At 65.6% G+C, this 20,256-nt stretch carries 18 protein-coding genes and 1 riboswitch; of the genes, 7 read left to right on the top strand and 11 right to left on the bottom strand.

The annotated features are described in order from the left end of the window. Position 1 precedes the first annotated feature (1 nt). A complete protein-coding gene (locus tag G5C50_RS23820; RefSeq protein ID WP_165073462.1) occupies positions 2-718 on the top strand; it encodes a zinc metallopeptidase in 717 nt (238 codons plus the stop codon). A 40-nt stretch (positions 719-758) separates the two neighbouring features. Here G5C50_RS23820 and G5C50_RS23815 read toward each other — a convergent pair whose 3' ends face one another. The 5 genes from G5C50_RS23815 to G5C50_RS23795 form a co-directional block, all read right to left on the bottom strand. Next, positions 759-2,186 carry a glycosyltransferase family 87 protein gene (locus tag G5C50_RS23815; RefSeq protein ID WP_165073461.1) on the bottom strand — a complete coding sequence of 476 codons (1,428 nt, stop codon included), beginning with the start codon at positions 2,184-2,186 and terminating at the stop codon, positions 759-761. A gap of 232 nt (positions 2,187-2,418) precedes the next feature. Beyond that, positions 2,419-3,231 carry a glycosyltransferase family 2 protein gene (locus tag G5C50_RS23810; protein WP_240907335.1) on the bottom strand — a complete coding sequence of 271 codons (813 nt, stop codon included), beginning with the start codon at positions 3,229-3,231 and terminating at the stop codon, positions 2,419-2,421. A 292-nt stretch (positions 3,232-3,523) separates the two neighbouring features. After that, positions 3,524-4,342, bottom strand: a complete 819-nt coding sequence (locus G5C50_RS23805; RefSeq protein ID WP_165073460.1) for a class I SAM-dependent methyltransferase — start codon at positions 4,340-4,342, stop codon at positions 3,524-3,526. Positions 4,343-4,365: 23 nt separating this feature from the next. After that, positions 4,366-5,169, bottom strand: coding sequence for a glycosyltransferase family 2 protein (locus tag G5C50_RS23800; RefSeq protein ID WP_407673587.1), 804 nt, complete (start codon positions 5,167-5,169; stop codon positions 4,366-4,368). A gap of 268 nt (positions 5,170-5,437) precedes the next feature. Continuing rightward, on the bottom strand, positions 5,438-6,754 hold the full coding sequence (locus tag G5C50_RS23795) for a hypothetical protein (protein ID WP_206107829.1): 1,317 nt from the start codon (positions 6,752-6,754) through the stop codon (positions 5,438-5,440). Positions 6,755-7,627: 873 nt separating this feature from the next. Then, positions 7,628-7,832: riboswitch (cobalamin riboswitch) on the top strand. Positions 7,833-7,966: 134 nt separating this feature from the next. Here G5C50_RS23795 and G5C50_RS23790 point away from each other — a divergent pair. From G5C50_RS23790 to G5C50_RS23780, 3 genes are all read left to right on the top strand, one after another. Then, positions 7,967-8,815: a DUF4465 domain-containing protein gene (locus G5C50_RS23790; protein WP_165073488.1), complete on the top strand. Its 849-nt coding sequence runs from the start codon at positions 7,967-7,969 to the stop codon at positions 8,813-8,815. A 188-nt stretch (positions 8,816-9,003) separates the two neighbouring features. After that, entirely contained in the window at positions 9,004-10,611 is a 1,608-nt protein-coding gene (locus G5C50_RS23785) for a TolC family protein (protein ID WP_165073459.1), read from the top strand. Between the two features lie 46 nt (positions 10,612-10,657). Then, positions 10,658-11,305 carry a hypothetical protein gene (locus tag G5C50_RS23780; protein ID WP_165073458.1) on the top strand — a complete coding sequence of 216 codons (648 nt, stop codon included), beginning with the start codon at positions 10,658-10,660 and terminating at the stop codon, positions 11,303-11,305. A gap of 24 nt (positions 11,306-11,329) precedes the next feature. On the opposite strand, the gene G5C50_RS23775 is transcribed toward G5C50_RS23780, so the two are convergent. The 3 genes from G5C50_RS23775 to G5C50_RS23765 all read right to left on the bottom strand — a co-directional run bounded on the left by G5C50_RS23775 (position 11,330) and on the right by G5C50_RS23765 (position 13,117). After that, the gene (locus G5C50_RS23775) at positions 11,330-11,779 is read right to left on the bottom strand and encodes a DoxX family protein (RefSeq protein ID WP_165073457.1); all 450 of its coding nucleotides are present in this window, start codon (positions 11,777-11,779) and stop codon (positions 11,330-11,332) included. An 89-nt stretch (positions 11,780-11,868) separates the two neighbouring features. Then, complete coding sequence (locus tag G5C50_RS23770; protein ID WP_165073456.1) at positions 11,869-12,567, bottom strand: pirin family protein; 699 nt, start codon at positions 12,565-12,567, stop codon at positions 11,869-11,871. Positions 12,568-12,640: 73 nt separating this feature from the next. Continuing rightward, the gene (locus G5C50_RS23765; RefSeq protein ID WP_165073455.1) at positions 12,641-13,117 is read right to left on the bottom strand and encodes a MarR family winged helix-turn-helix transcriptional regulator; all 477 of its coding nucleotides are present in this window, start codon (positions 13,115-13,117) and stop codon (positions 12,641-12,643) included. A 146-nt stretch (positions 13,118-13,263) separates the two neighbouring features. Here G5C50_RS23765 and G5C50_RS23760 point away from each other — a divergent pair, with 146 nt between their 5' ends. Beyond that, entirely contained in the window at positions 13,264-13,821 is a 558-nt protein-coding gene (locus tag G5C50_RS23760) for a DUF5658 family protein (protein WP_165073454.1), read from the top strand. On the opposite strand, the gene G5C50_RS23755 is transcribed toward G5C50_RS23760, so the two are convergent. Further along, complete coding sequence (locus tag G5C50_RS23755) at positions 13,818-14,504, bottom strand: GNAT family N-acetyltransferase (protein ID WP_165073453.1); 687 nt, start codon at positions 14,502-14,504, stop codon at positions 13,818-13,820. The two genes, G5C50_RS23760 and G5C50_RS23755, sit on opposite strands and share 4 nt — an antisense overlap. A 1-nt stretch (position 14,505) precedes the next feature. After that, positions 14,506-15,363, bottom strand: coding sequence for a GNAT family N-acetyltransferase (locus G5C50_RS23750; RefSeq protein ID WP_165073452.1), 858 nt, complete (start codon positions 15,361-15,363; stop codon positions 14,506-14,508). A 133-nt stretch (positions 15,364-15,496) separates the two neighbouring features. Between G5C50_RS23750 and G5C50_RS23745 the strand changes: the two genes are divergently transcribed. Further along, entirely contained in the window at positions 15,497-16,501 is a 1,005-nt protein-coding gene (locus tag G5C50_RS23745) for a Nal1-like putative serine protease (RefSeq protein ID WP_165073451.1), read from the top strand. A gap of 44 nt (positions 16,502-16,545) precedes the next feature. Then, on the top strand, positions 16,546-16,770 hold the full coding sequence (locus G5C50_RS23740; RefSeq protein ID WP_165073450.1) for a hypothetical protein: 225 nt from the start codon (positions 16,546-16,548) through the stop codon (positions 16,768-16,770). A gap of 52 nt (positions 16,771-16,822) precedes the next feature. Here G5C50_RS23740 and G5C50_RS23735 read toward each other — a convergent pair whose 3' ends face one another. Next, positions 16,823-20,170, bottom strand: coding sequence for a tetratricopeptide repeat protein (locus G5C50_RS23735; protein WP_165073449.1), 3,348 nt, complete (start codon positions 20,168-20,170; stop codon positions 16,823-16,825). Positions 20,171-20,256 lie beyond the last annotated feature (86 nt).

Here is a 20,256-nt window from a genome sequence, read left to right as displayed (position 1 = left end):
AATGTTCTTCGGCGCCGACCCTTTGTATCTGTTGCTGGTGACTCCCGCACTTGCGTTGGCTGGCTGGGCCCAGGCTCGGATCATGTCGGCCTACCGGGAGGGGTCGCGGTACCGGGCCCATTCCGGAGTGACCGGGGCGCAGGCGGCGCAGATCGTGATGCAGGAGGGGGGCGTTTCGGGCGTGCCGATCGAGCCGGTGGCCGGGCAATTGACCGACCACTACGACCCTTCGCACAAGGTGCTGCGGCTCTCGGCGGGGAACTTTCAGGAGGACTCGCTGGCGGCCGTCGGCGTGGCCGCGCACGAGGCGGGCCACGCGATTCAGGATGCGACGCACTACCCGCTGCTTGTGGTTCGCAACTTGATGGTCCCTTTGGCGGGCCTGGGCTCGAACGCCTCGACCCTCCTGCTGATCGGCGGTGTGGCGTTGCAATGGCCGGCGTTGATGTATTTGGCCATCGGCCTCTTCTCGCTGGCCGTCCTCTTTCAGGTGGTGAATCTCCCCGTGGAGTTCAACGCGAGCCGGCGGGCGCGGGCGATGCTCCAGGAATCCGGCCTGGTCTCGGCGCAGGAGGACGTCGTGGTCGGGAAAGTTCTCAACGCCGCGGCGTTGACGTACGTCGCGGCGACGCTGACGGGCGTCTCGCAGTTGCTATACTTCCTGATCCGCACCGGGGCGCTCGGCGGTCGTCGCAGCCGCAACGACGACGTGGCGTGATCCCGGTCCTGTCCTGAACGCACTCGAATGCGCCGCCGTTTCACCCCTCGGCCGATTCGGACTTCTCCGTCTTTCGGGTCGCGGTCGCCAGCCGTTCTGGAGCGTCGGGCTGACGGGAGTCGGATCGAATCGCACGGACGGAATTCGGATGCCTTGCACCAGCCATCCGCCTGAACCGGACCGTTCGGGGGGCCGACCCGTGCACGAATTCATCGGCGACGATCAGCACGATGATGAAGACGAGGAGCCAGGCTGCCACGGGGAGGACGACCGCCTGAACGAGCCTGCCGGCGGTCCCCGCATCGGTCGACCATCGGGCCAGTGAGCCCAACATGCGCCCCCCGGGGAGATAAAGGACCCACAGGATAGCCATGACCCCGGCCGTGAAGGCGATTTTTCGAGCGCCTGACGATTGGAGCGATTTCGTCGAACAGTAGTACAGGGGAGCAGCCAGGATGATGCAGTCGTAGAGTCGATGGTAGAGGAACAGGCACCCCAGGCTGGCAGCGGTCGCGATCGCGGCGGGCGGGCGGAGTTTTGCCGAGAAAGCGGCCCCGGCGAGGGCCAGCGTCAGCGCCAGGACGACAGCTCGCTCGACCCGGTTGCGGGTTTGAAGGTCGTGGACGCCTAGGCCCTGGATGATCCGGCCCGCGCTGAGGATCTCGTTGAAATCGCGGCCGGTGGTGTAGTCGATATCGTTGACCCGCCCCGGTTGCTCGCACTCGGCGATCCTGACGAGTTCCTCGCGGCAGAGGAAGACCCAGCGGGAGGGTGGAGCGGCGAGGAGCATCAGAACAAGGACGCCCGCGGCCAGTCCAATGAACGTCCGGACGCCTCTACGGTTGAGGAGCAGCGTCAACGCAGGGATGAGCGTGCCCGGCTTGAATGTGGCCGTCGCGAGCAAGAGCCCTCCGAGGACGGGCCGGCCGCTGTTCTGAAGCCAGATCCCTCCAAAGATCGCGAGACCGACAAGGGCGCTGATCTGCCCCAGCGCGACGGCGGTGTTAACGGGCGGCGAGAGTAGGACGAGCGCGGCGAGACCCCAGGGAAAGGGCTCTGCGTCTTGGTGAGCCTCGTTGCTTGCCGACTGCAGCGCTTTCCACGCCGCCCAGGTGCAAGCGGCTGAGCAGATCACGATTCCCAGCCCCCACCACGGGGCAGCGGTTTCGTCTGGAATGAGGGCGATGACCTTGGCCAGGGGAAGGAACGTCGGCGGATTGAGCGTGGGAGTCTCGCGAGGGGGGTAAGGGTTCTCCCCGGCTGTCGCCAGCCGACCGGACTCATGGAAGTGGTGGAAGTCCGCCGAGAAGCCGCCTCCGAGGTGCTGCGCGGCCAGCCGTACAATCAGGGTTGCGACGGCCGCTGCGAAGAGCGCTCGCTCGGCGCCAACCCAGCGACGCTTCGTCAGCAAGAATGGCAACGCGATTACAGCGATGGGTAGAGTCCAGTTGTGATGGAAGATCCACATGGGCCGGGCTCCGGGATGCGATTCAGGGAAGCGGGCGAAGACGGGGACGAGATTCGTTGGTCCTCATCCTTGTGATGAATCGGCCTCTTGATCCGGGCGATCATCTTCCCTGCTGCGGGCGACGCCGATGGGTCCTCAACGACGGAACCACCGCGATGGGGCAGGAGCCTTGCCGACTTCGGCGTCGGCCTGTTGACGGGGCGATCAGACCGAGCGATCGATGCGTTGCTGTTTAGTCTCCGAAGGCGAACCGGACGATGCAGTAGAGGGCCTGGAAGCCGTCTTTGACGCCGATTTTCTTGCCTTCGCGGTAGGTACGGCCGTGGTAGGAGACGGGGATTTCGTAGATTCGGCAGGCGCGGGTGCCGCCGTTTTCGTCTTTGATTTGGTAGCGGGCGACCTTGGCGGTGACTTCGGGCTCGAAGCCGAAGCGGTTGCTCTTCAGGGGGATGCTCTGGATGATTTCGCGTTTGAAGAGCTTGTAGCAGACCTCCATGTCGGTGAGGTTCAGGTTGGTGAACATGTTGGAGAGGATGGTCAGGACGCGGTTGCCGACGGAGTGCCAGAAGTAGAGGACGCGGTGGGTTTCGCCGACGAACCGGGAGCCGAAGACGACGTCGGCCTTGCCTTCGAGGATGGGCTGGAGGAGTTCGGGGAACTGCTCGGGTTCGTATTCGAGGTCGGCGTCCTGGACGATGACGACGTCGCCGGTGGCGTGTTTGAAGCCGGTTCGGAGGGCGGCGCCTTTGCCCTGGTTGACCTCGTGGAAGGCGACGGTGAGGTCGTCGTCGGTTTTGGCGAGATCGCGGAGGATGTCGGCGGTGCCGTCCTTGGAGCAGTCGTCGACGAGGATGATCTGCTTGCGGATGGGAACGGCGCGGACGCGGCGGAGGATTTCGTGGATGGTTTTGCGTTCGTTGTAGACGGGGATGACGACGGAGAGGACGAAATCGGGAGGGATGCGGTAGACGCCGATTTTGCGGCAGGTGGCCTCGCCGAGGTTGTTCAGCAGCCACTCCCGACGCTCGTCGTCGCCTCTTGCCAATTTCTCGGCTTCGGGAATACAGCCGAAATGGGACTTTGGCGAACAGGACGATTTCGGCGAACTTGACGCTGGCGGCACGATGGGCGATCTCCAGGTGACTATGAATCACATCCTCGCCACGGCGGCAGGTCCATCTCCAGAGCGGCCGGATGGCGTGGACGTGAATTGGTCTCCAGGAAAACCGTAGGTCGTGGTTGCGACCGAGAGAGATCAAAACCGGCGGTTTTCACGCGATGGCGTCGGGTGTGCCGGGATCGAGGAGTGGAGGCTGGGGCCGTGCGGTCGGCCGACTTCAAGGCTTGGGATCACCGCCGGGCGATCCGCTTGGCTGAGGAGGGGTCGGTCTGGCAGGAGCGTCCGAAGTGAGGGGTTTCTCGAACACGATGACGTGTTGCCAGGGCAGGAACTCGTGCGAGGTCTTGAAGGCGAACCCGCGAGGCTCGACTTCGAGACGCGCCTGTTCCAGGGTCATCTTGTGCTCGGGCTTGATCGGCACCTGGGGGTCCTCGCCGCGGAACTCGACGAGGACCAGACGGCCCCCCGGCTTGAGCGCGGCGAGCAGGCCGTCGAGGAGGGTCTCGGGGTTGGTGCACTCGTGGTAGACGTCGACCATCAGAATGAGGTCGACCTCGCCGGCGGGGAGCTTGGTGTCGCGCTGGGTGCAGAGCAGGGGGCGGACGTTGCGTGCGCCGGCGTCGCGCACGTTGTCCTTGAGCATGTCGATCATCTCGCGCTGGACGTCGGTCGCCAGCACCAAGCCCTTCTCACCCACGCGACGGGCGAGGCGGACTGTGTGATAGCCCGCACCGGCCCCGACGTCGGCGACGGTCATTCCGGGCTCGATCTTCAGGGCGTCGAGCATGGCCTCGGGCTGTTCCTCTTCCACGCGAGTCTCGCGGAAGAGCCACTCAGCGCCCTGCCATGACATGACGTCGGCGATCCGCCGCCCCTTGTACATGCCGGGGCGGCTGGAGCGGACCGGTCGTCGAGCCTTCGCCTGATCGGGTTTCGACTCGGCGGGCGGCTCCTTGGGTGGCTGTTGGCCTCGCGAATCGGGAGAGGCCAGCAGCGTGAGGAGGGCCGCCGCCAGGAGTCGTCCGGTCGTGGTCATGCGGGCCTCGCTCGGGTGCTGGTTTAGTCTCCGAAGGCGAACCGGACGATGCAGTAGAGGGCCTGGAAGCCGTCTTTGACGCCGATTTTCTTGCCTTCGCGGTAGGTACGGCCGTGGTAGGAGACGGGGATTTCGTAGATTCGGCAGGCGCGGGTGCCGCCGTTTTCGTCTTTGATTTGGTAGCGGGCGACCTTGGCGGTGACTTCGGGCTCGAAGCCGAAGCGGTTGCTCTTCAGGGGGATGCTCTGGATGATTTCGCGTTTGAAGAGCTTGTAGCAGACCTCCATGTCGGTGAGGTTCAGGTTGGTGAACATGTTGGAGAGGATGGTCAGGACGCGGTTGCCGACGGAGTGCCAGAAGTAGAGGACGCGGTGGGTTTCGCCGACGAACCGGGAGCCGAAGACGACGTCGGCCTTGCCTTCGAGGATGGGCTGGAGGAGTTCGGGGAACTGCTCGGGTTCGTATTCGAGGTCGGCGTCCTGGACGATGACGACGTCGCCGGTGGCGTGTTTGAAGCCGGTTCGGAGGGCGGCGCCTTTGCCCTGGTTGACCTCGTGGAAGGCGACGGTGAGGTCGTCGTCGGTTTTGGCGAGATCGCGGAGGATGTCGGCGGTGCCGTCCTTGGAGCAGTCGTCGACGAGGATGATCTGCTTGCGGATGGGAACGGCGCGGACGCGGCGGAGGATTTCGTGGATGGTTTTGCGTTCGTTGTAGACGGGGATGACGACGGAGAGGACGAAATCGGGAGGGATGCGGTAGACGCCGATTTTGCGGCAGGTGGCCTCGCCGAGGTTGTTCAGCAGCCACTCCCGACGCTCGTCGTCGATCGGGAAGCTGGGGCCGACGGGGGCGTTCGCCTCGCCGGCCTGAAGCTGGCTGACGTGGGCGCGGGACGAGACGGAAGCGGTATCGAGCGTCACGATGCGAACCTCCTGATGTCGATGCCGCCGCGGACGAGTCAGGGGCGATCCTCGCCTCCCGCCGGCCCGTGAGGGGCCTCCGCCGCGGATCATTCGTCGGATGATCATCCAGCGCGCCATGATACGCTGGGCTTGGAACTCACTCAAGTGAGGCTGAGAATCGGGCCCCCGGCGATCAAGGGTCCTCCGAGTCGATGTCGGGGCCGCGGACGGCTCGCCCACCCGGTTTGCGGGCTCGCGTTCGCGACGGTTCGGGCTCCGGTTCGGGTTCGGCTTCCTCGATGGCGGCCGAGGAGCGGGTGCCTTCGCGGCTAGCGTCTTCCGGCTTGCGGGCGATCTCGGCCCCGCCGTCTCGGCCTCGAGCCCGGCTGGCGACCTCGATGTCCAGGAAGACGAGGACTTCCGTGCTGGTGGGGGCTCCCAGCGGGGTCCCCAGCCATCCTCCCTTCTTGTCGATTACACCCGGGTGGATCCCGCCGCTGATCAGAAGCGTCTGGCCCAGCGGCCACCCCTTGATCGTCTGGTCGAGCCGCGTCTGGTAGGCGATGGGGACGTCGATGGACATCTCGCTGGGGCCGACCTCGCGGGGGGCGATGATCTTGGTCCGCTGGAACGCCTGGACCGAGTTGACCGAAAGCTCGGCCGCCGCATCCACGGAATCCCCTTCGTAAGAGAGCAAGGGGGAGAGCCGCAGGATGATCGATTCTTCCAGCTTGTCGGCGCGGGGCTGATAGCCGGTCCCCGCGGCGCTCTCGCGCTGGATGCCGCCGGAGTAGGTTCGGGGCTCGAATGTCCGCACGGTGAGGGTCTGGCCGTTGACGACCTCCACGGTCTGATCGACGAGCCGTCGGAACCCCTGCTGGTTCTGCATCTGAGCGAGCACCAGAGCCGCGTCGTCCAGTCGGAGCGTCCAGATTTGCTGGCCCTGAGGGCCGCCGCCGACCGGCTTGAGCCGCCAGTAGACGGTGTGCCGCCAACGGGTGTCGACGGCCGCGACGACCTGGATATGCAGCGAGAGGACGTCCTCCATCGAGTCGGTGAAGCGCTCGACGACCGACTCCACCTGGTCGAGGACCTCGGGGCTGTTGTACGCCCGCAATTCGGTCTTGCTGGCGGTCAGTACGGCCGTCTTGTCGCCGTGCCAGTCGGCCGTTCCCGTGCGGCGGAAGACCCAGTCGATAATGGCCTTCTGCGGGGTCTTTTGGTCGGCGGCCGCCTGGGTGTAACGGCCGATCGGGAAGCGCCGCCACTGGAACCCAGGTTCGTTGACGAACCCCGCCGGCGGTTGGGCGTCCGGGTCCATGGCGGATTCACGGGCCGGTTGGGGATCGGCCTCGGACTCAGCCGCCTTCGCGGTCGAACCCGCGGGGCGAAATCCGACGTCTTCCTTGGGCCGCGAGCGGGCGGCCTTGGTCCCTTCCTGGGCGAGGAGCTTCGATGGGACGAGGCCGCCTAGCAGCGACGTCAGCTTCAGCGCGGTGCGGCGATCCATGCCACGAGGCCTCCTTGCCGATTGGGGCGGATCCGACGGCGAGCCGACCGAACGGCGACGCCGACGCGCCGGCCGCGATCAATCGAGGCGAAACCTAGCAGACCTCGAAAAAGGGCTCAAGTCCAATCGTCTCGCGGCCGAGAGTCCGGCCGCGCGAGACTCTGGGTGGCGGATGAGATTCCCGGACACCACTCCTTGTTCGCTCTTCAACGTGGCCGCCGACCAGGGACCGCGGCGGGTCCCAGACAGCGGCCTCGCCCCTGTCATGCTTCCTGAAGCGTGATCGTCGAGGCCCCCGACGATGGGTTCGTTTGCGCTCGAAGCACAACCCGGTCCTGATTGCAAATCAATACAGCTACCGTTGTTGCGTCTGAAAACCCAACGGCTTCGTTTGCGCGCAATCGCTGGAAATCCTGAGCACTTCTCGCTCAACGCTACCAATATCAATCGAAATGCATGCATGTGCGGTTGTGACCCCCAGGTCCCCCTTTCTTCGGTGGTGCCGTGTGACGAGCATCCAAAACGCAGATCGCCCCAACCAACTCAGTCGGCCGAGAACATCAGGTCGGTGATTAACTGCGTGGATGAATGCTGTGTCGGCGGGCTCGCCGAGGCGGCAGTGGCGGCCTCGCGATCGGCCCTTCTCACGATCCAACCGAGATGTCAAAGAGTCCGCGTGCGCTGGTTCCCTCTACGAATGAACTTACTCACAAAGTGCCTTCTTTGTCCTGGCTGCCAGGAATCTCACTCGTCAAACCCGCCTTCCTTGGTCGGGTGACCGGGAATCGAATTAAGTGGTTGCGTGGTTCATGTCGTGGGACGCAAGTCGTCCCTGGCGCGCGGTCGCTTGACTCCCCGCTCGCGACGGTGTTCTAATCGATCGCCTCGACGGGCGTCCCAGGAGTCGGCGAGTTCGACTCTGATCAATGGGAAGAATAGGGAAGCCGGTGAAATTCCGGCGCGGGGCCGCCGCTGTAAACGGTCGCAAGCACGAGCCGCAGAGCCACTGCCGCAAGGTGGGAAGGCCGCTCGATGCGAGGCCGTGAGCCAGAAGACCTGCCCGTCGAGATTCTTTTGCTTGGGATGCTTCGGCCGCGAGCATCCGGGCGAGCGCGAACGCAGGCGATCTGCTCACAGCGACTCACCGGAAACTGACGACCCCCATCCCCGCGCGGGCTCGCTCCGCGCGCCTCGTCTCCAGGAGTCCCACCCATGCGTCTCGCGCCCGCCTCGACTCGTCTGCTGATACTCGTCCTGGTCCTCGCGGCCCCGGCCGTCCGCGCCGGAGACATCGTCTCCACCTACTCGAACGTCCCGATCGGCTCCGCCGAGAGCTTCGTCATCAACAGCGCCAGTCTCCCCTCGCCGATGGGTGGGGCGGCCGGGTACACCGTCGACGGCAATTTCTATAACAACGTCTACGCGTCCGACCCGACCTACGGCACGTACTGGAGCGGTTGGGCGTTCTCAAATCAGACCACGGCTTCGGCAGGGGCCTACTTCGGCCAGTTCTCCGCGGTCGCGCAAACCACTGCGGGAAACACTTACGCCGTCGTCACCTCATACACGTCGCCGAATCCGATCTACGACAGCCTCGGTTATGTGGATCTCGCCGCCGGCCGCTACATCAAGTCGCTCGACGTGACCAACGTCGAGTACGTCTACAACGCTGTCACCCAGGGGATCAACGGCTTCGATACCAAGTTCGCTGAGGGGGACTACCTGACCCTCACCATCCAGGGCTATTCGGCGGCCGGCGCGACGGGCTCGCTCCTGGGGAGCGTCTCGATCGACCTGGCCCGATACGGGACGTCGCTGGCGATCCTCACCGCCTGGCAGACGATCGACCTGACATCGCTGGGGGCGTCGCGAAGCCTCAACTTCGTCTTCTCCACCAATGTGGCCAACGCGTATGGGCCGATCGTTCCGACCTACGCCGCGATCGACAACCTGACGACGATGGACGCCCCCGCCGTTCCCGAACCGTCGACCTGGGTCATGCTCGGTATCGGGGCCCTTGGAGTGGTTGGCCTTCGTCGCGGGCGAGGGGGCAAGTTCTGAGGAATTGGGGGATTTGCTGGTTCTAGCTTGCATGCGTAAGATCCGGATCCGAGAGAAAGCCGTTAAACCGGTAGCCGGGACGGGCCGATACCTGGAACGAACCGAAACGACGTGCCGCAGCCGATCGGGCTGTTGGAGATCCGCTGTGATGCGGTGGGCGGCGGAGCCGTCCAAGGAGTTCGTTCAGGATGAGCCAGGGATTCCTCAATCACCGCCCCGCTCGGGTCGCCGTCGTCCGTGTTCTGACGCTCGCGGCGTTAGGCCTGACGATGGCTTCGACATGCCTCGGCCAGAACGCGCAGTTCGACGTCCCCGATCCTCCCGGGACGTCCCAGGGCAGAAGCTTGCTCGGTCCGGCGCCAGGAGCGTCGGGGATCTCCCCCTTCGGGGAGGCTCCAGAACCGGTCGTGGGCGGCCGCGCTGGCCCGTCGGTGACACGAGCGCCGCTGGATTCGGGAAACCCCCGGTCGGCGCGAGGCCGTCAGGAAGGGGGACCGGACTTCCGAGTTCGCGCCCTTCCTGAAGCGTCGGTGCCGGCGTATGGGGCCCTGGACCTGCCGGGCTCCGACGTCGTCATCGGCGATGAGAACGGCCTTACGCTGGACGACACGATCCAGACGTTGCTGCAGCGGAATCTCACGCTGCTGGCGATGAAGTACGAGATCCCGATGGCCGAGGCCGACGTTCTCACCGCCGGCCTCTGGGCGAACCCCATCTTCTACGCCGACGCCCAGCTCGTCCCGTACGGGCACTATTCATCGTCCCGGCCTGGCGGACAGACGCAGTACGACGTCAACATCACCCACCCGATTGACGCCAACGGCAAGCGGAAGGTGCGCAAGGAGGTGGCCCGAGCAGCCCAACGCGCCGTCGAGGCCCAGTTCCAGGACGCCATCCGGCTTCAGGTCGACAACCTCTTCACGGCGTTCGTCGACGTCGCCGCCGCGGACCTCACCCTGGAATACAGCCGAAAGTACCTTCAGGGGATCGGTCAGCTTCTGAAGATCAACGAGGACCTCTACGAGAAGAAGCAGATCGCCGAGGACCCTGTCTTCGCGCTTCGCGCCCAGCACGAAATGGCTCAGGTCCAGATCCGCGAGGCCACCCAGTCGCTCGCTCGTACGACCCGCCAGCTCGCGCAGTTGCTGGACGTGCCGCGCGATCAGGCACCGACCCTTCGAATCAAGGACAAGCTTCGCGACGATCGTCCGCTCCCGATGTCGCAGGACGAGTTGATCGCGATGGGGATGGAGCGTCGCCCGGACCTGATCGCCATGCGTCTGGGCCTTCAGCGAGCCCACGCCGACGTCCGCCTGGCCCAGCGGGAGCGGCTCTCGGACTTCTTCCTGCTGTACCAGCCGTACACGCTGCAGGACAACCGGCCCAGCGGCGTGAAGAGCGCCATGTCGTGGGCCGTCGGTTTGACGGCGCCGATGCCCATCTACAACCGCAACCAGGGGAACATCGCCCGCGCCAAACTCAACGTCGATCAGACCCACCTTGAGGCGGCCAAAATGGAGCGCGTGGTTCAGGACGAGATCGTCGACGCCGTCAACGAGTTCGAGCTGAGCCGGCTGGCGATGATCGAGGCCGAAACCCGTATCCTCCCCTCGTCTCGACGCGTCCGCGACGCCGCCTACCGCCGCTGGCAGGGGGGGGAATCGAACATCGTTGAGTTCCTGGACGCCCAGCGCGATTTCAACGAACGCGTTCGAGACTATCGCGACTCCATCGTCCGCCATCGCCGAGCGGTCCTCGACCTCGACACGGCCGTCGGCGCGCGAGTCCTCCCCTGACCAAGATCCAGGACTGATCCAGACCCCGCACGGAGTACGTCCGCCGATGGAACGCCCCAGGCCTTCGCTCGACCGTCGCCGTCTGCCGCGATTCTCCCCTCGATGCGAAGGCCTCGAGGCTCGCCTGGCGCTCGCGGTCAACGCCGTGGGCAACGCCGCGCTCAGCTTCACGCCGACCACGACCTCCGACGCCGCGTCTGAAGTCGACGTCTCCGTCTACCCCCTCCGCTATCAGAAATTCTCGGCCCGCTTTCAGGGGGGCTACCTTACCTCGCCGGCCCGCCTCGACGGCTTCTCGACGATGCTCTACATGAACGGCGGCGGCATGAGTTCGATGTTCCTGCACGGCAACATCCAGGTCGGGTACTACGTCCCGACCGACACCACCAAGTCGGTCGTCGGACGAGTGCTGATCCTTCCGAAGAGCGCCATCCAGAGCGGCTCGCAGATGGTCCTCGACCTGCATTCGATTCCTGGCAAGGTCGACAAGGCGGGCCGTCCCACGGAGTTCACCTGGACGCTCAACAAGGACAGCGCCGCACAGTACAGCAGCAGCGACGGCTCCGGCACGCTGCAACTGATCTACACCCCCAGCACCCGAGGCCGTCGCGGCGGCGGCTCCGGGAACCTGGGGGTGATCATTAGTGGTCAGGTTGGACTGACGGGGGTCGACGACCCACTCCGCGGCAAGTGACCGAGGGGCCGTCGCCGGGAACGCTCAGGCGGCGGCTTCCTCGAGCGTCATCGTCCGCACCGAGGGCCTGCGGCGGGCGTCCAGGCTCCAGGCGCCTCCGCCGTTGGCGACCAGGAAGAGCATCGCGCCGGCCATGGACACGTTCTTCATGAACTGGATGTTCTGCTCCATCGCCTCGTGCCCGGAGAGGTTCCAGAAGTCGTGGAACAGGTACGTCGTGGGCAGCAGGAAGATGAACAGCAGAAGCGCTCCCAGCCGGGTCTTGTAACCGAGGATGACTGACAGGCTGCCGGCCACCAGGAACGCGATGGCCCCCAGCAGCATGAACTTCGGCGCGGGCATCCCCTTCGACCCCAACAGCTCCGCGATGCCGTTGAAATTCGGGATCTTGTTGCCGACCGCACTGAGAAGGAAGATCGCCGAGAGCGCCACACGCCCGACCACGCTGACAAGAACCTGCAATGCCGGAACCATGAGAACCTCCGTTGGATTGAGAACCGTGTGAATTCTGAAATGTTCCCCGTCCCACCGCGAGGGCGGTGGGACGGGGCGAATGCCCGTGGTCACGCCAGGTCGAAGAGCATGACCTCGGCGGGGGCGCCGGCCTTGATCGAGAGCGACGATTCCTCGCTGACCGCCGCGCCGTCGCTGGTTTCCAGGGCTCGTCCGTTCAACTCGACGGAGCCCTTGAGGACCTGGAGCCACGCGTGGCGGCCGGGGGCGAGCGTTCGGGTCAACTCGGCGCCGGCGTCGAGCGTCGCAAGGTGGATCGACGCGTCTTGATGGATTCTCAGCGAGCCGTCTCGGCCGTCCGGCGAAGCGACGACCTGCCAGGCGTCCCGGCGTTCCGACTCGGGGAACGCCTTCTGTTCGTAGCTGGGGTCGAGCCCCGGGCGTTCGGGGAGCAGCCAGATCTGATAGAAATGCACCGGCTGTTCGTCCGACGCGTTCATCTCGCTGTGGCGTATCCCTCGGCCCGCCGTCATCCGCTGGAACTCTCCGGGCCGCAGGACCGAAGCGTGGTCCATGCTGTCGCGGTGGCCCAGTTCGCCGGACAGGACGTAGGTGACGATTTCCATGTCCCGGTGTCCGTGCTCACCGAACCCGTGAGCCGGCTGGACGACGTCCTCGTTGATCACGCGCAGGGATCGGAATCCCATGTGCGCTGGATCGTAATAATTACTGAACGAAAACGTGTGGGCTGTTTGAAGCCAGCCGTGATCGGCGCCGCCGCGCTCGGCGGCCTTGCGGACGGTAATCATCGTTGGATCTCCGTTTGGGAACTCGTGCTCGTCGACTCGAACCACTCGGGATGCTTTCGCGGGCGGAGCCGGTCTACGGCCCTTCGAGCGGTTCGCGGACGCGGTCGAGCAGGCTCGTCAGCGTTGTGAGTTCGGCCTGAGTGAGGCCCTTGAAGATGCGAGCCTGCAACTCCTTCATGGGAGCGTCGAGCCCGCCGAGGACCGTCTCGGCCTTCGCGTCGAGGACGACGTAGATGACCCTGCGGTCCTCCTCGCATCGCTTTCGCTTGACGAATTCCAGCTTCTCCAGGCGGTCGATCAGCCCGGTGATCCCGGGAGTTTCCGTGAGCATCCGCTCGGCGATCTCCAGGATCGGCGTGGGCGCCGCCAGGCCGCGGAGGATCCGCAGCACGTTGTACTGGGCGGGCGTCAGGCCGTGCTCCTTGAGCAGCCGGGAGACCGTCGACTGAACCCGATCCGCCGTGCGGACCAGGTTCAGCAGCGCGGCTTCCTCTCGAGTGCCGAACGGCTTTCGCTTCCCAATTCTTCGTTCCAGGTCGCCGCTGGCCACGTCCGGCCTCCCTTCGTCGATCTGCCGTTTGTTGATCTGCAATTAGTTTACGCGTCAATTAATATCGCGTCAAGCGTCGGCGTGGAGAATCCACTGGACGACCTCGGCGAGCGCGTGGTCTGATGAGCGGTCGGAGGGGTGAGGCGATGGCGATGAATGCAGATGGAGTCCATTGCCCCTGGTGCGGGCTGGCGATCGAACGGGCCGAGCAGGGGAGGTGCCCGCACTGCGGGGCCGCGCTGCAGTCGCCGGAGCGGGGGACGTACGCTCTGGTCGAGGAGCCGCCCACGCCCGCGCGCGAGCCCGCCGATCCCCCAACGCCCCAGCCGCGCCGTGCGATTCGCGACTTCGCGTCACGGTTCTTCCACGAGTCGGCGCGTCGCGACACGGTGCTGGCGGCGGAGATCGTCGCGCTGCTGGCTCTCAGCCTGGCCGACCTGCTGACGACGCATCATCTGCTGCGGACGCATCCGAAGTTCTACGAGTCGAACCCGATCGCCCGGCTGATCTTCATCCGCTGGAACATCGCGGGGATGGCGATCTTCAAGTTCTCGGTCGTCGCCTTCGTGGTGACGGTCGGCGAGGTCGTGGAGCGCAAGCGACCCGGGTTGGGGCGGTTCGTCATTCTGACCGGCTGCGCGGCCTCGGCGTTGGTGGTGGCCCACGGCCTCCGGCTGGCGTTCGGGGAGGTTCTCGCGGATTAACCGAGCGGCTCGGGTGCTTCACGAAGCGCCTTGAACAGGGCCACGTCGCGTCGCTCGGCGAAGCCCGACTTCTCGTAGGCGGCCTTGGCGGTCTCGTTGTCGGCGTCGACGTGGAGGAAAGGCGTGAGCCCTTCGCGGAGGATCTCGCCGACGAGCAGGGAGACGAGGCGGCGAGCATGGCCTCGCCCCCGGAACTCGGGGAGCGTCGCCACGCCGCTGATCTCGCGGAAGCCTTCCAGGCACATCCGCTGGCCGGCCATGGCGACGAGCCGACCCTCGTCGCGAATCCCGAGATAGAGTCCCATCTCGGGCGTTCTCGGCCGGAAGTATCCCGGATAGACGGCCCCCATCAGGGCGAGCATCTCCGAAACGTCGGCCGGACCGAGTCGGAAGACGCCCTCATCGCTGGCGGCTGGAGGCGTGCTGCCGTCGAAGACCATCTGCGCGATGGGGGGAAGCGGCGTGATCGACCATCCCACGGGAGCCTCGGGCGCGACGCCGACGAGATAGAAGATCTCGCCGAAGTCCGCCAATTCGGCGATCGCGGCCGAGGCTTCGGGAGCGGCGTCTCGGACGCCCAGGAAGGGGGCCGTCTCGGCGGGGTAGCGACGAGCGAGGTCGTTTCCCCAACCGAGGTGGGACTGTCGAGTCGTCAGCGAGGCCCAGATGGGGTTGTCGAGCATCTCAGCCGACCTCGAAGGCAGTGACGCCGTAGATGCGATCGAGCGGCAGGCCGGGATCGCCGCGCAGGTACATGCGAATGCACTCAAACTCGGGCGTCATCCCGTGACGGTGGGCGAGCGCCATCGCGGCGGCGTTCGGTTCGGGAACGTCCAGGTACACCGATTCGCCGATTCCCGCGTTGCACAGGGCCTGGAAAAGCGCCTCCGCAACTTGGTCGTCCTCGGCGAAGAGGGGGCCGATCTTGCGACCCTTCCGACAGGCTCGGATCACGCCGAAGCCTCCGATCGAGCCGCCCTCGACGAACGCCAGGGCCGTGGCATCCGGCTGGGAGATCCAGCGCGCGAGGAAGCCCGGCCGTCGAGCGGGGAAGTGGCGGGCGTCGTAGTCGACCAGGGCCTCGAACGGGACCCCGGCGGCGGAAACGATCCCCGCGCGGGGTTCCACGGCGCGTCTGGGAGTGAAGGCGTGGCGAATGCTCCGATGCACCGCCCGAAAGCCGCGGGCGGCGTATTTCGCCTCCATCGCCACGACGCCGTCGAGCCCCAGGTTGCGTGTGCCGTTGTAACGCAGGGCGGCCTCGGTGATAGCACTCCCGCAGCCGCGTCCCCTGAGTTCGGGCTCGACGATGAAGAGGCCGAAGAACCCGAAGTGGTCGTCATACGCCACGGCCGACGCACGGCCGACGACGCGACCATCCAGAACCCCCATGAAGAAGCCCGACGGGTCGATCGCCCAGAAACAATCAGCGTCGTGCAGCCCAGGATTCCAGCCCTCAGCCGCCGCGGCTTCCAGGGCCAGGTCGACCTCGCCTCTCGGTATGGTCTCGACCCGGAAGCGGTCGTAGTTCTCCGCCGACATGCGCAAGCCTCCTCGGCAGACGGCACGCAGGATTTGCGGATTTGATCCCGATGATCGGCCGCCGAACGTGAGTTATGATACCCCTGCGGTGTGACGCGATGTTGCGGCTTGTCGGTCGCAGGAGAGGTTCAAGATGGAACTCGGATCGGTTCGCAGCCTGAAGGCGGACATCAAGGCCTCGGTGATCGGGCCGATGAACGAGTCGGCCGAGGTGCGGGCTCTGGGGATGCAAGTCGGGCCGGCGGCCGATGCTCCGGCCGCGCCGCCGACGATCGCCCTGGGCGTCGCACCGAAGAATGACAAGGGTCAGTTCGTCCTGGCCGTCCGCATCCAGAACCGGGGGTTGGAGAACAGCCGTGAGGTTGCGGCGATTCGCAAACGAGCGAAGGGCGAGGTCGACGTCCAGTACATCGGCGTTCCCGTCAAGCGGGCCGCGGTTCCCTGGGGGCGGAAACCCGTTCGACCGTTGAAGATCGGCTGTTCGATCGGCCACATCAAGGTCACCGCGGGTACCCTCGGGGCGTTCGTTCAAGCTCGGGCGGACGGGGAAGTGCTCATACTTTCCAACAACCACGTTCTTGCGAATGAGAACAAGGCGAAAAAGGGGGACGCGATCCTCCAGCCGGGCAAGTACGACGGCGGGAGCCTGCCGGATTCCAAGGTCGGCGAATTGCTCCGCTTCATCCGCCTCAAGCGTGAGGGGACCAATCTCGTCGACGCCGCCGTCGCCACGATCGCGGAGAAGATCGAATATGACGCTCGGACGCTGACCGGACTGGGCAAGCTCGCCGGCCTGGGTGACGCCGCGCTCATGGACGGCGACGCCGTGGCCAAGATCGGTCGAACGACCGGCCTGACCCGGGGCCGCGTCACGGCTTTCGAGGTTGACGACGTGGTCATTCGATACGATCTCGGCCTGCTCACCTTCAACGATCAGATCGAGATCGAGGGAGAAGGGGACGAGCCGTTCAGCCGGGGGGGCGACAGCGGTTCGCTGATCGTCGGCGCCGACCGCCGCGCGGTGGCTCTGCTGTTCGCCGGCGGCGATCTGGGCGGTTCCAACGGCAAGGGGTTGACCTACGCAAACCCGCTCCGAACCGTGCTCGACGAGCTGAAGGTCGATCTCTTTCTTGGTTGAACGTCGGTCGGAAGCCTATAATCCAGGGGTGGAGGTCCCTTCTCATGGCCGATGTCACCCTGGAGCAAGCCCGAGCCGTCAAGGATCGCGCCCGGATCCTCTTCGCCGCTCGCACTCAGGTCGTCGGCGTCGGCATCCAGCGTGTCGACGGTGGCTTCGGCCTCAAGATCAACCTCCAGTCTCCTCCTCCTCCCGACGTCGACCTTCCCCGCTCGATCGACGGCGTCCCCATCCGCGTCGAAGTTGTCGGAGCCATCCGAAAAGAGTGACGAGGCCCAGGCGGTGAAGGCCGAGGCGATGACTCGAACTCGTCGAGGCTCATCAAGCATCGTCCGGATCACCCTCGAACGCTCGTGCGATCAGGCCGGCTCCGCGATCCTTGCGGTACTCCTCGCCGGCCGATTCCAGCAAAGCATCGTACTGCGCCTGGTCATAACCCAGGATGCGGCACGTGTAGTCGAGATTCCGGCGAGTGATCGCCCGATCGGAATGACCAACAGTCTCGAGGAGCCACAGGGCGATGGCTGTCAGCTCCGCCGCGACTTCCAGTCTTCGCAGCGAAAATGCGATGACGCCCAACTGGGCGAAGGTGGCGGCCTCGCCGGCGCGGTCGCCGACCGCCTGCCGGATCTCGAGGGAGCGGGCGAACTTCTCGCGGGCCGCCGCGTACGAGCCCTCCTCAAGGTCGATCCTGGCGAGGCCGTGCCACGATCCGGACTCGCCGGCGAGATCGCCGACGGCCTGCTCGATGGCGAGGGAGCGGGCGAACTTCTCGCGGGCCGCCGCGTACGAGCCCTCCTCAAGGTCGATCCTGGCGAGTTGACGCCACGCGGCGCTCTCGCCGGCGCGGTCGCCGACGGCCTGCTCGATGGCGAGGGAGCGGGCGAACTTCTCGCGGGCCGCCGCGTACGAGCCCTCCTCAAGGTCGAGAGAGGCGAGGTCGTACCATACGGCGGCCTCGCCGGCGCGGTCGCCGACCGCCTGCCGGATCTCGAGGGAGCGGGCGAACTTCTCGCGGGCCGCCGCGTACGAGCCCTCGTTTAGGTCGATCGTGGCGAGGCTGTGCAATGCGGCGGCCTCGCTGGCTCGGTCTGTCGAGTTAATTGCCAGCGAGTTTTCCAGCCGTTCTCTGGCCGACTTCAAAGCTCCAATTTTGGCTTCCACCCTGGCTAGATCAAGGAGAACCCCGGTCTCCTGTTCCTGAAGAGGGATCTCCTGGAGTAACGCGTGTGCGGCGAGCCAGTCGGATCGCTTTTCCATATTGTGACTAAGACGAAGCGTCGCCCATCGAAAGGTCGTTCGATCGCCGCCGCGGTCGGCGTGGCGTCGGCAGGCCAGGAGTTCGGACTCGATGGACACGCGATATTCGTTCTCCCGGTCGTTTTCGCAATACTCCTTCCAGAAGGCGGCCAGACGACGGTCGATGTCGCGAGCGACCTCGTCGGAGAGCCGGCTCGCGTCCGTGAGCCAGGGCCGGAGAAGTCCGGGGGGGTGATAGAGCGGGGGATGGACGGGGTCGTCGAAACGCTGCAGCAGGCCGAAGGCGACGCCGGACTCCAGGTGTGGTTCGATGACGTCGTCCTCGAGATCGGTGAGTTGGGCAACGGCGACGGGAGGGAGGGGAAGCTCGCTGACCGCCAGCCGGCTGACGAGCGAGCGGGCGTCGGGATGGAGGGCTGTGTAAAGGCGAACGGCGACGAGGTTCTCGTAATAGGCTTCGCGGGCCCCGGCCAGGACTCCGGCGGGGTCTCCCAGCTCGTCCAGCTCGTCGCGCAGCTCGTCGGCGTCGGCCGTTCGAAGGATCTTGCGGATCGTCACCAAGAAGCCGGGAGTGCCGCCGAAAACGGCGTGGAGTTGATGGAGGAGGAGAGGCTTAAGATCGCCGCAGGCGATTCGGTCAGCGACCACGGGGTCTCTGCGGAGGAATTTGAGGTAATCCGACTCCGTGAAATCGGGAAGTGGCAAATGGTCGACGGTCGGCTGATCGATCGGGGTCTGCTCTGGGAGATAGCGACAGGTCACGATCGCTCGGGACTCGCCCACCAGGTTGTACGCCAGTTTGCAGTAAAATTCGGCCAGGGTAGCATCGGCGATGCGACGTGTCTCCGGATCGAGGACGTCCTCGAAGTTGTCGACGACCAGGAGCGCCCGCACCTCGTTCAATCCTCGAACCGCCAGGTCGAGTCGCACCGGCTCGGTGATCTGGCCGTTTGTGATCTGGCCTCGGAGGTCTTCGCGGCCGGCCCGGATGAACGCAACGCCCAACCCGTCCTTGAGGCTGCTCATCAATTCGCGGCCGGCCGCCTCGGGGCCGTCCTTGTGTTTCACCGCGCGAATCGGGACGATCTCGAAGCCGGCCGATTTGAGGCGATTCGCGGCGCGGGTCGCGAGCGTGCTCTTCCCGGCGTCGCCGAGTCCCGTCAGGACGGCGAACGTAATTTCGCCGTCGCGAATCGCGGGAACCAGCCTCTGTTGTTCGCGTCGACGACCGACGAAGCCCTCTCTCAGGCCCTTGATGCCGTTGCCGATGACCATGTAGGTCGTCCGCGGCGGGGCGTCGGGTTCCGGCGGCAGGGAGGCATCGAACAGCAAACCGTCCGGGAGCGAGGCGTAAACCTGGGGCAGGGCGAACGTCGCGTCCTGAAGTTCCGAACCCTGTTGCCCCACGCGGCCGGCGCGTCGGATCGTCTCGCGGGCCCGGGCGACGGCGATCGGGACAGGCTCGCGAAGGCCGATGCTCCGGTAGAACTCCTCGGCGAATCGAAGGGCGCGATCGTCGGCCACGCTGGCCGACCAACCAACCGCGAGCGGTACCCCCGCCTTGACCAGCGATTGGCAGAGGCCTGCGGTCGCCGCCTGCGAGGTCTGGCAGCCGTTAAAGAAGACGCAACGGACCCCGTGTCGACCGCCCCGAAACACGTCCGCGACAATCCTGTCGGCCCCCCGAAGGTCGGTACGTCCCCGCTCGTCCTCGAACGCGAACGAGCCCACGCCGTTCTCTCCGAGCGTCCCATGACCCAACAGGTGGACGACGTGCGGCCGGTGTTCGGCCACGAGGTCGCGGAGGGCCTCGAAGCTCCCCATCTCGGCGATGTAGAGACTCACGTCCTTGCGCCGGGACGTCGCCCGAAGGATGGCGTCTTCTTCGCGGTCGTAGTCGAGCTGCCCCTGATCCACGGGTGCCGAGGCCAGGAAGAGGACCCGGAGCGGGCCCGCACGGAGCGGCCCTCCGGTCGGGGAAGGCGCGTTCAACGGAGACCGATAGAGCGACCAACTCGGATCGCAGCCGATCGACGCACCCGTCTCAAGCTCCACCAGCTCCCAGGGAAGGTTCAGGACGTCGGAATGGGAGCTCTGGATCATCAACTGATTCGTTGTCGATGCGATCCGACTCTTGACGCCGTCCCACACCGGCCGGAACCAGGTTTCGGACAGCAGGCGTCCCATTGCGGCGAGGAGTTCCGGCTCAACCAAAGGACGCACGCCGCGACCTGACGCGGTCCCGGACTCGAACAGCTCCAGGAAGCGTCGGCCCATCTCGGCCTGACGCTGGGCGTCCAATGCAGAGAACCGAATGGGTTCGCCGATCCGGTCCGTTCCGCTCCACCACTGTCCCGTCCCTCCAACGGATTGGTCGCATACCTCGATGACGAGCTTCAGATTCGCCATGGACGCCGTTTCCGATTGGACCAATCCCGAGATCCGCCGGTGAGACCGAATATGGCGGTTTTGTAGCAGTTTATACGTTGGCGAGA

The organism is Paludisphaera rhizosphaerae, assembly GCF_011065895.1.
Taxonomy (GTDB): Bacteria; Planctomycetota; Planctomycetia; order Isosphaerales; family Isosphaeraceae; genus Paludisphaera; species Paludisphaera rhizosphaerae.
The sequence above is the reverse complement of the archived record's forward strand: the minus strand, read 5'-3'. Positions and strand labels throughout refer to the sequence as shown.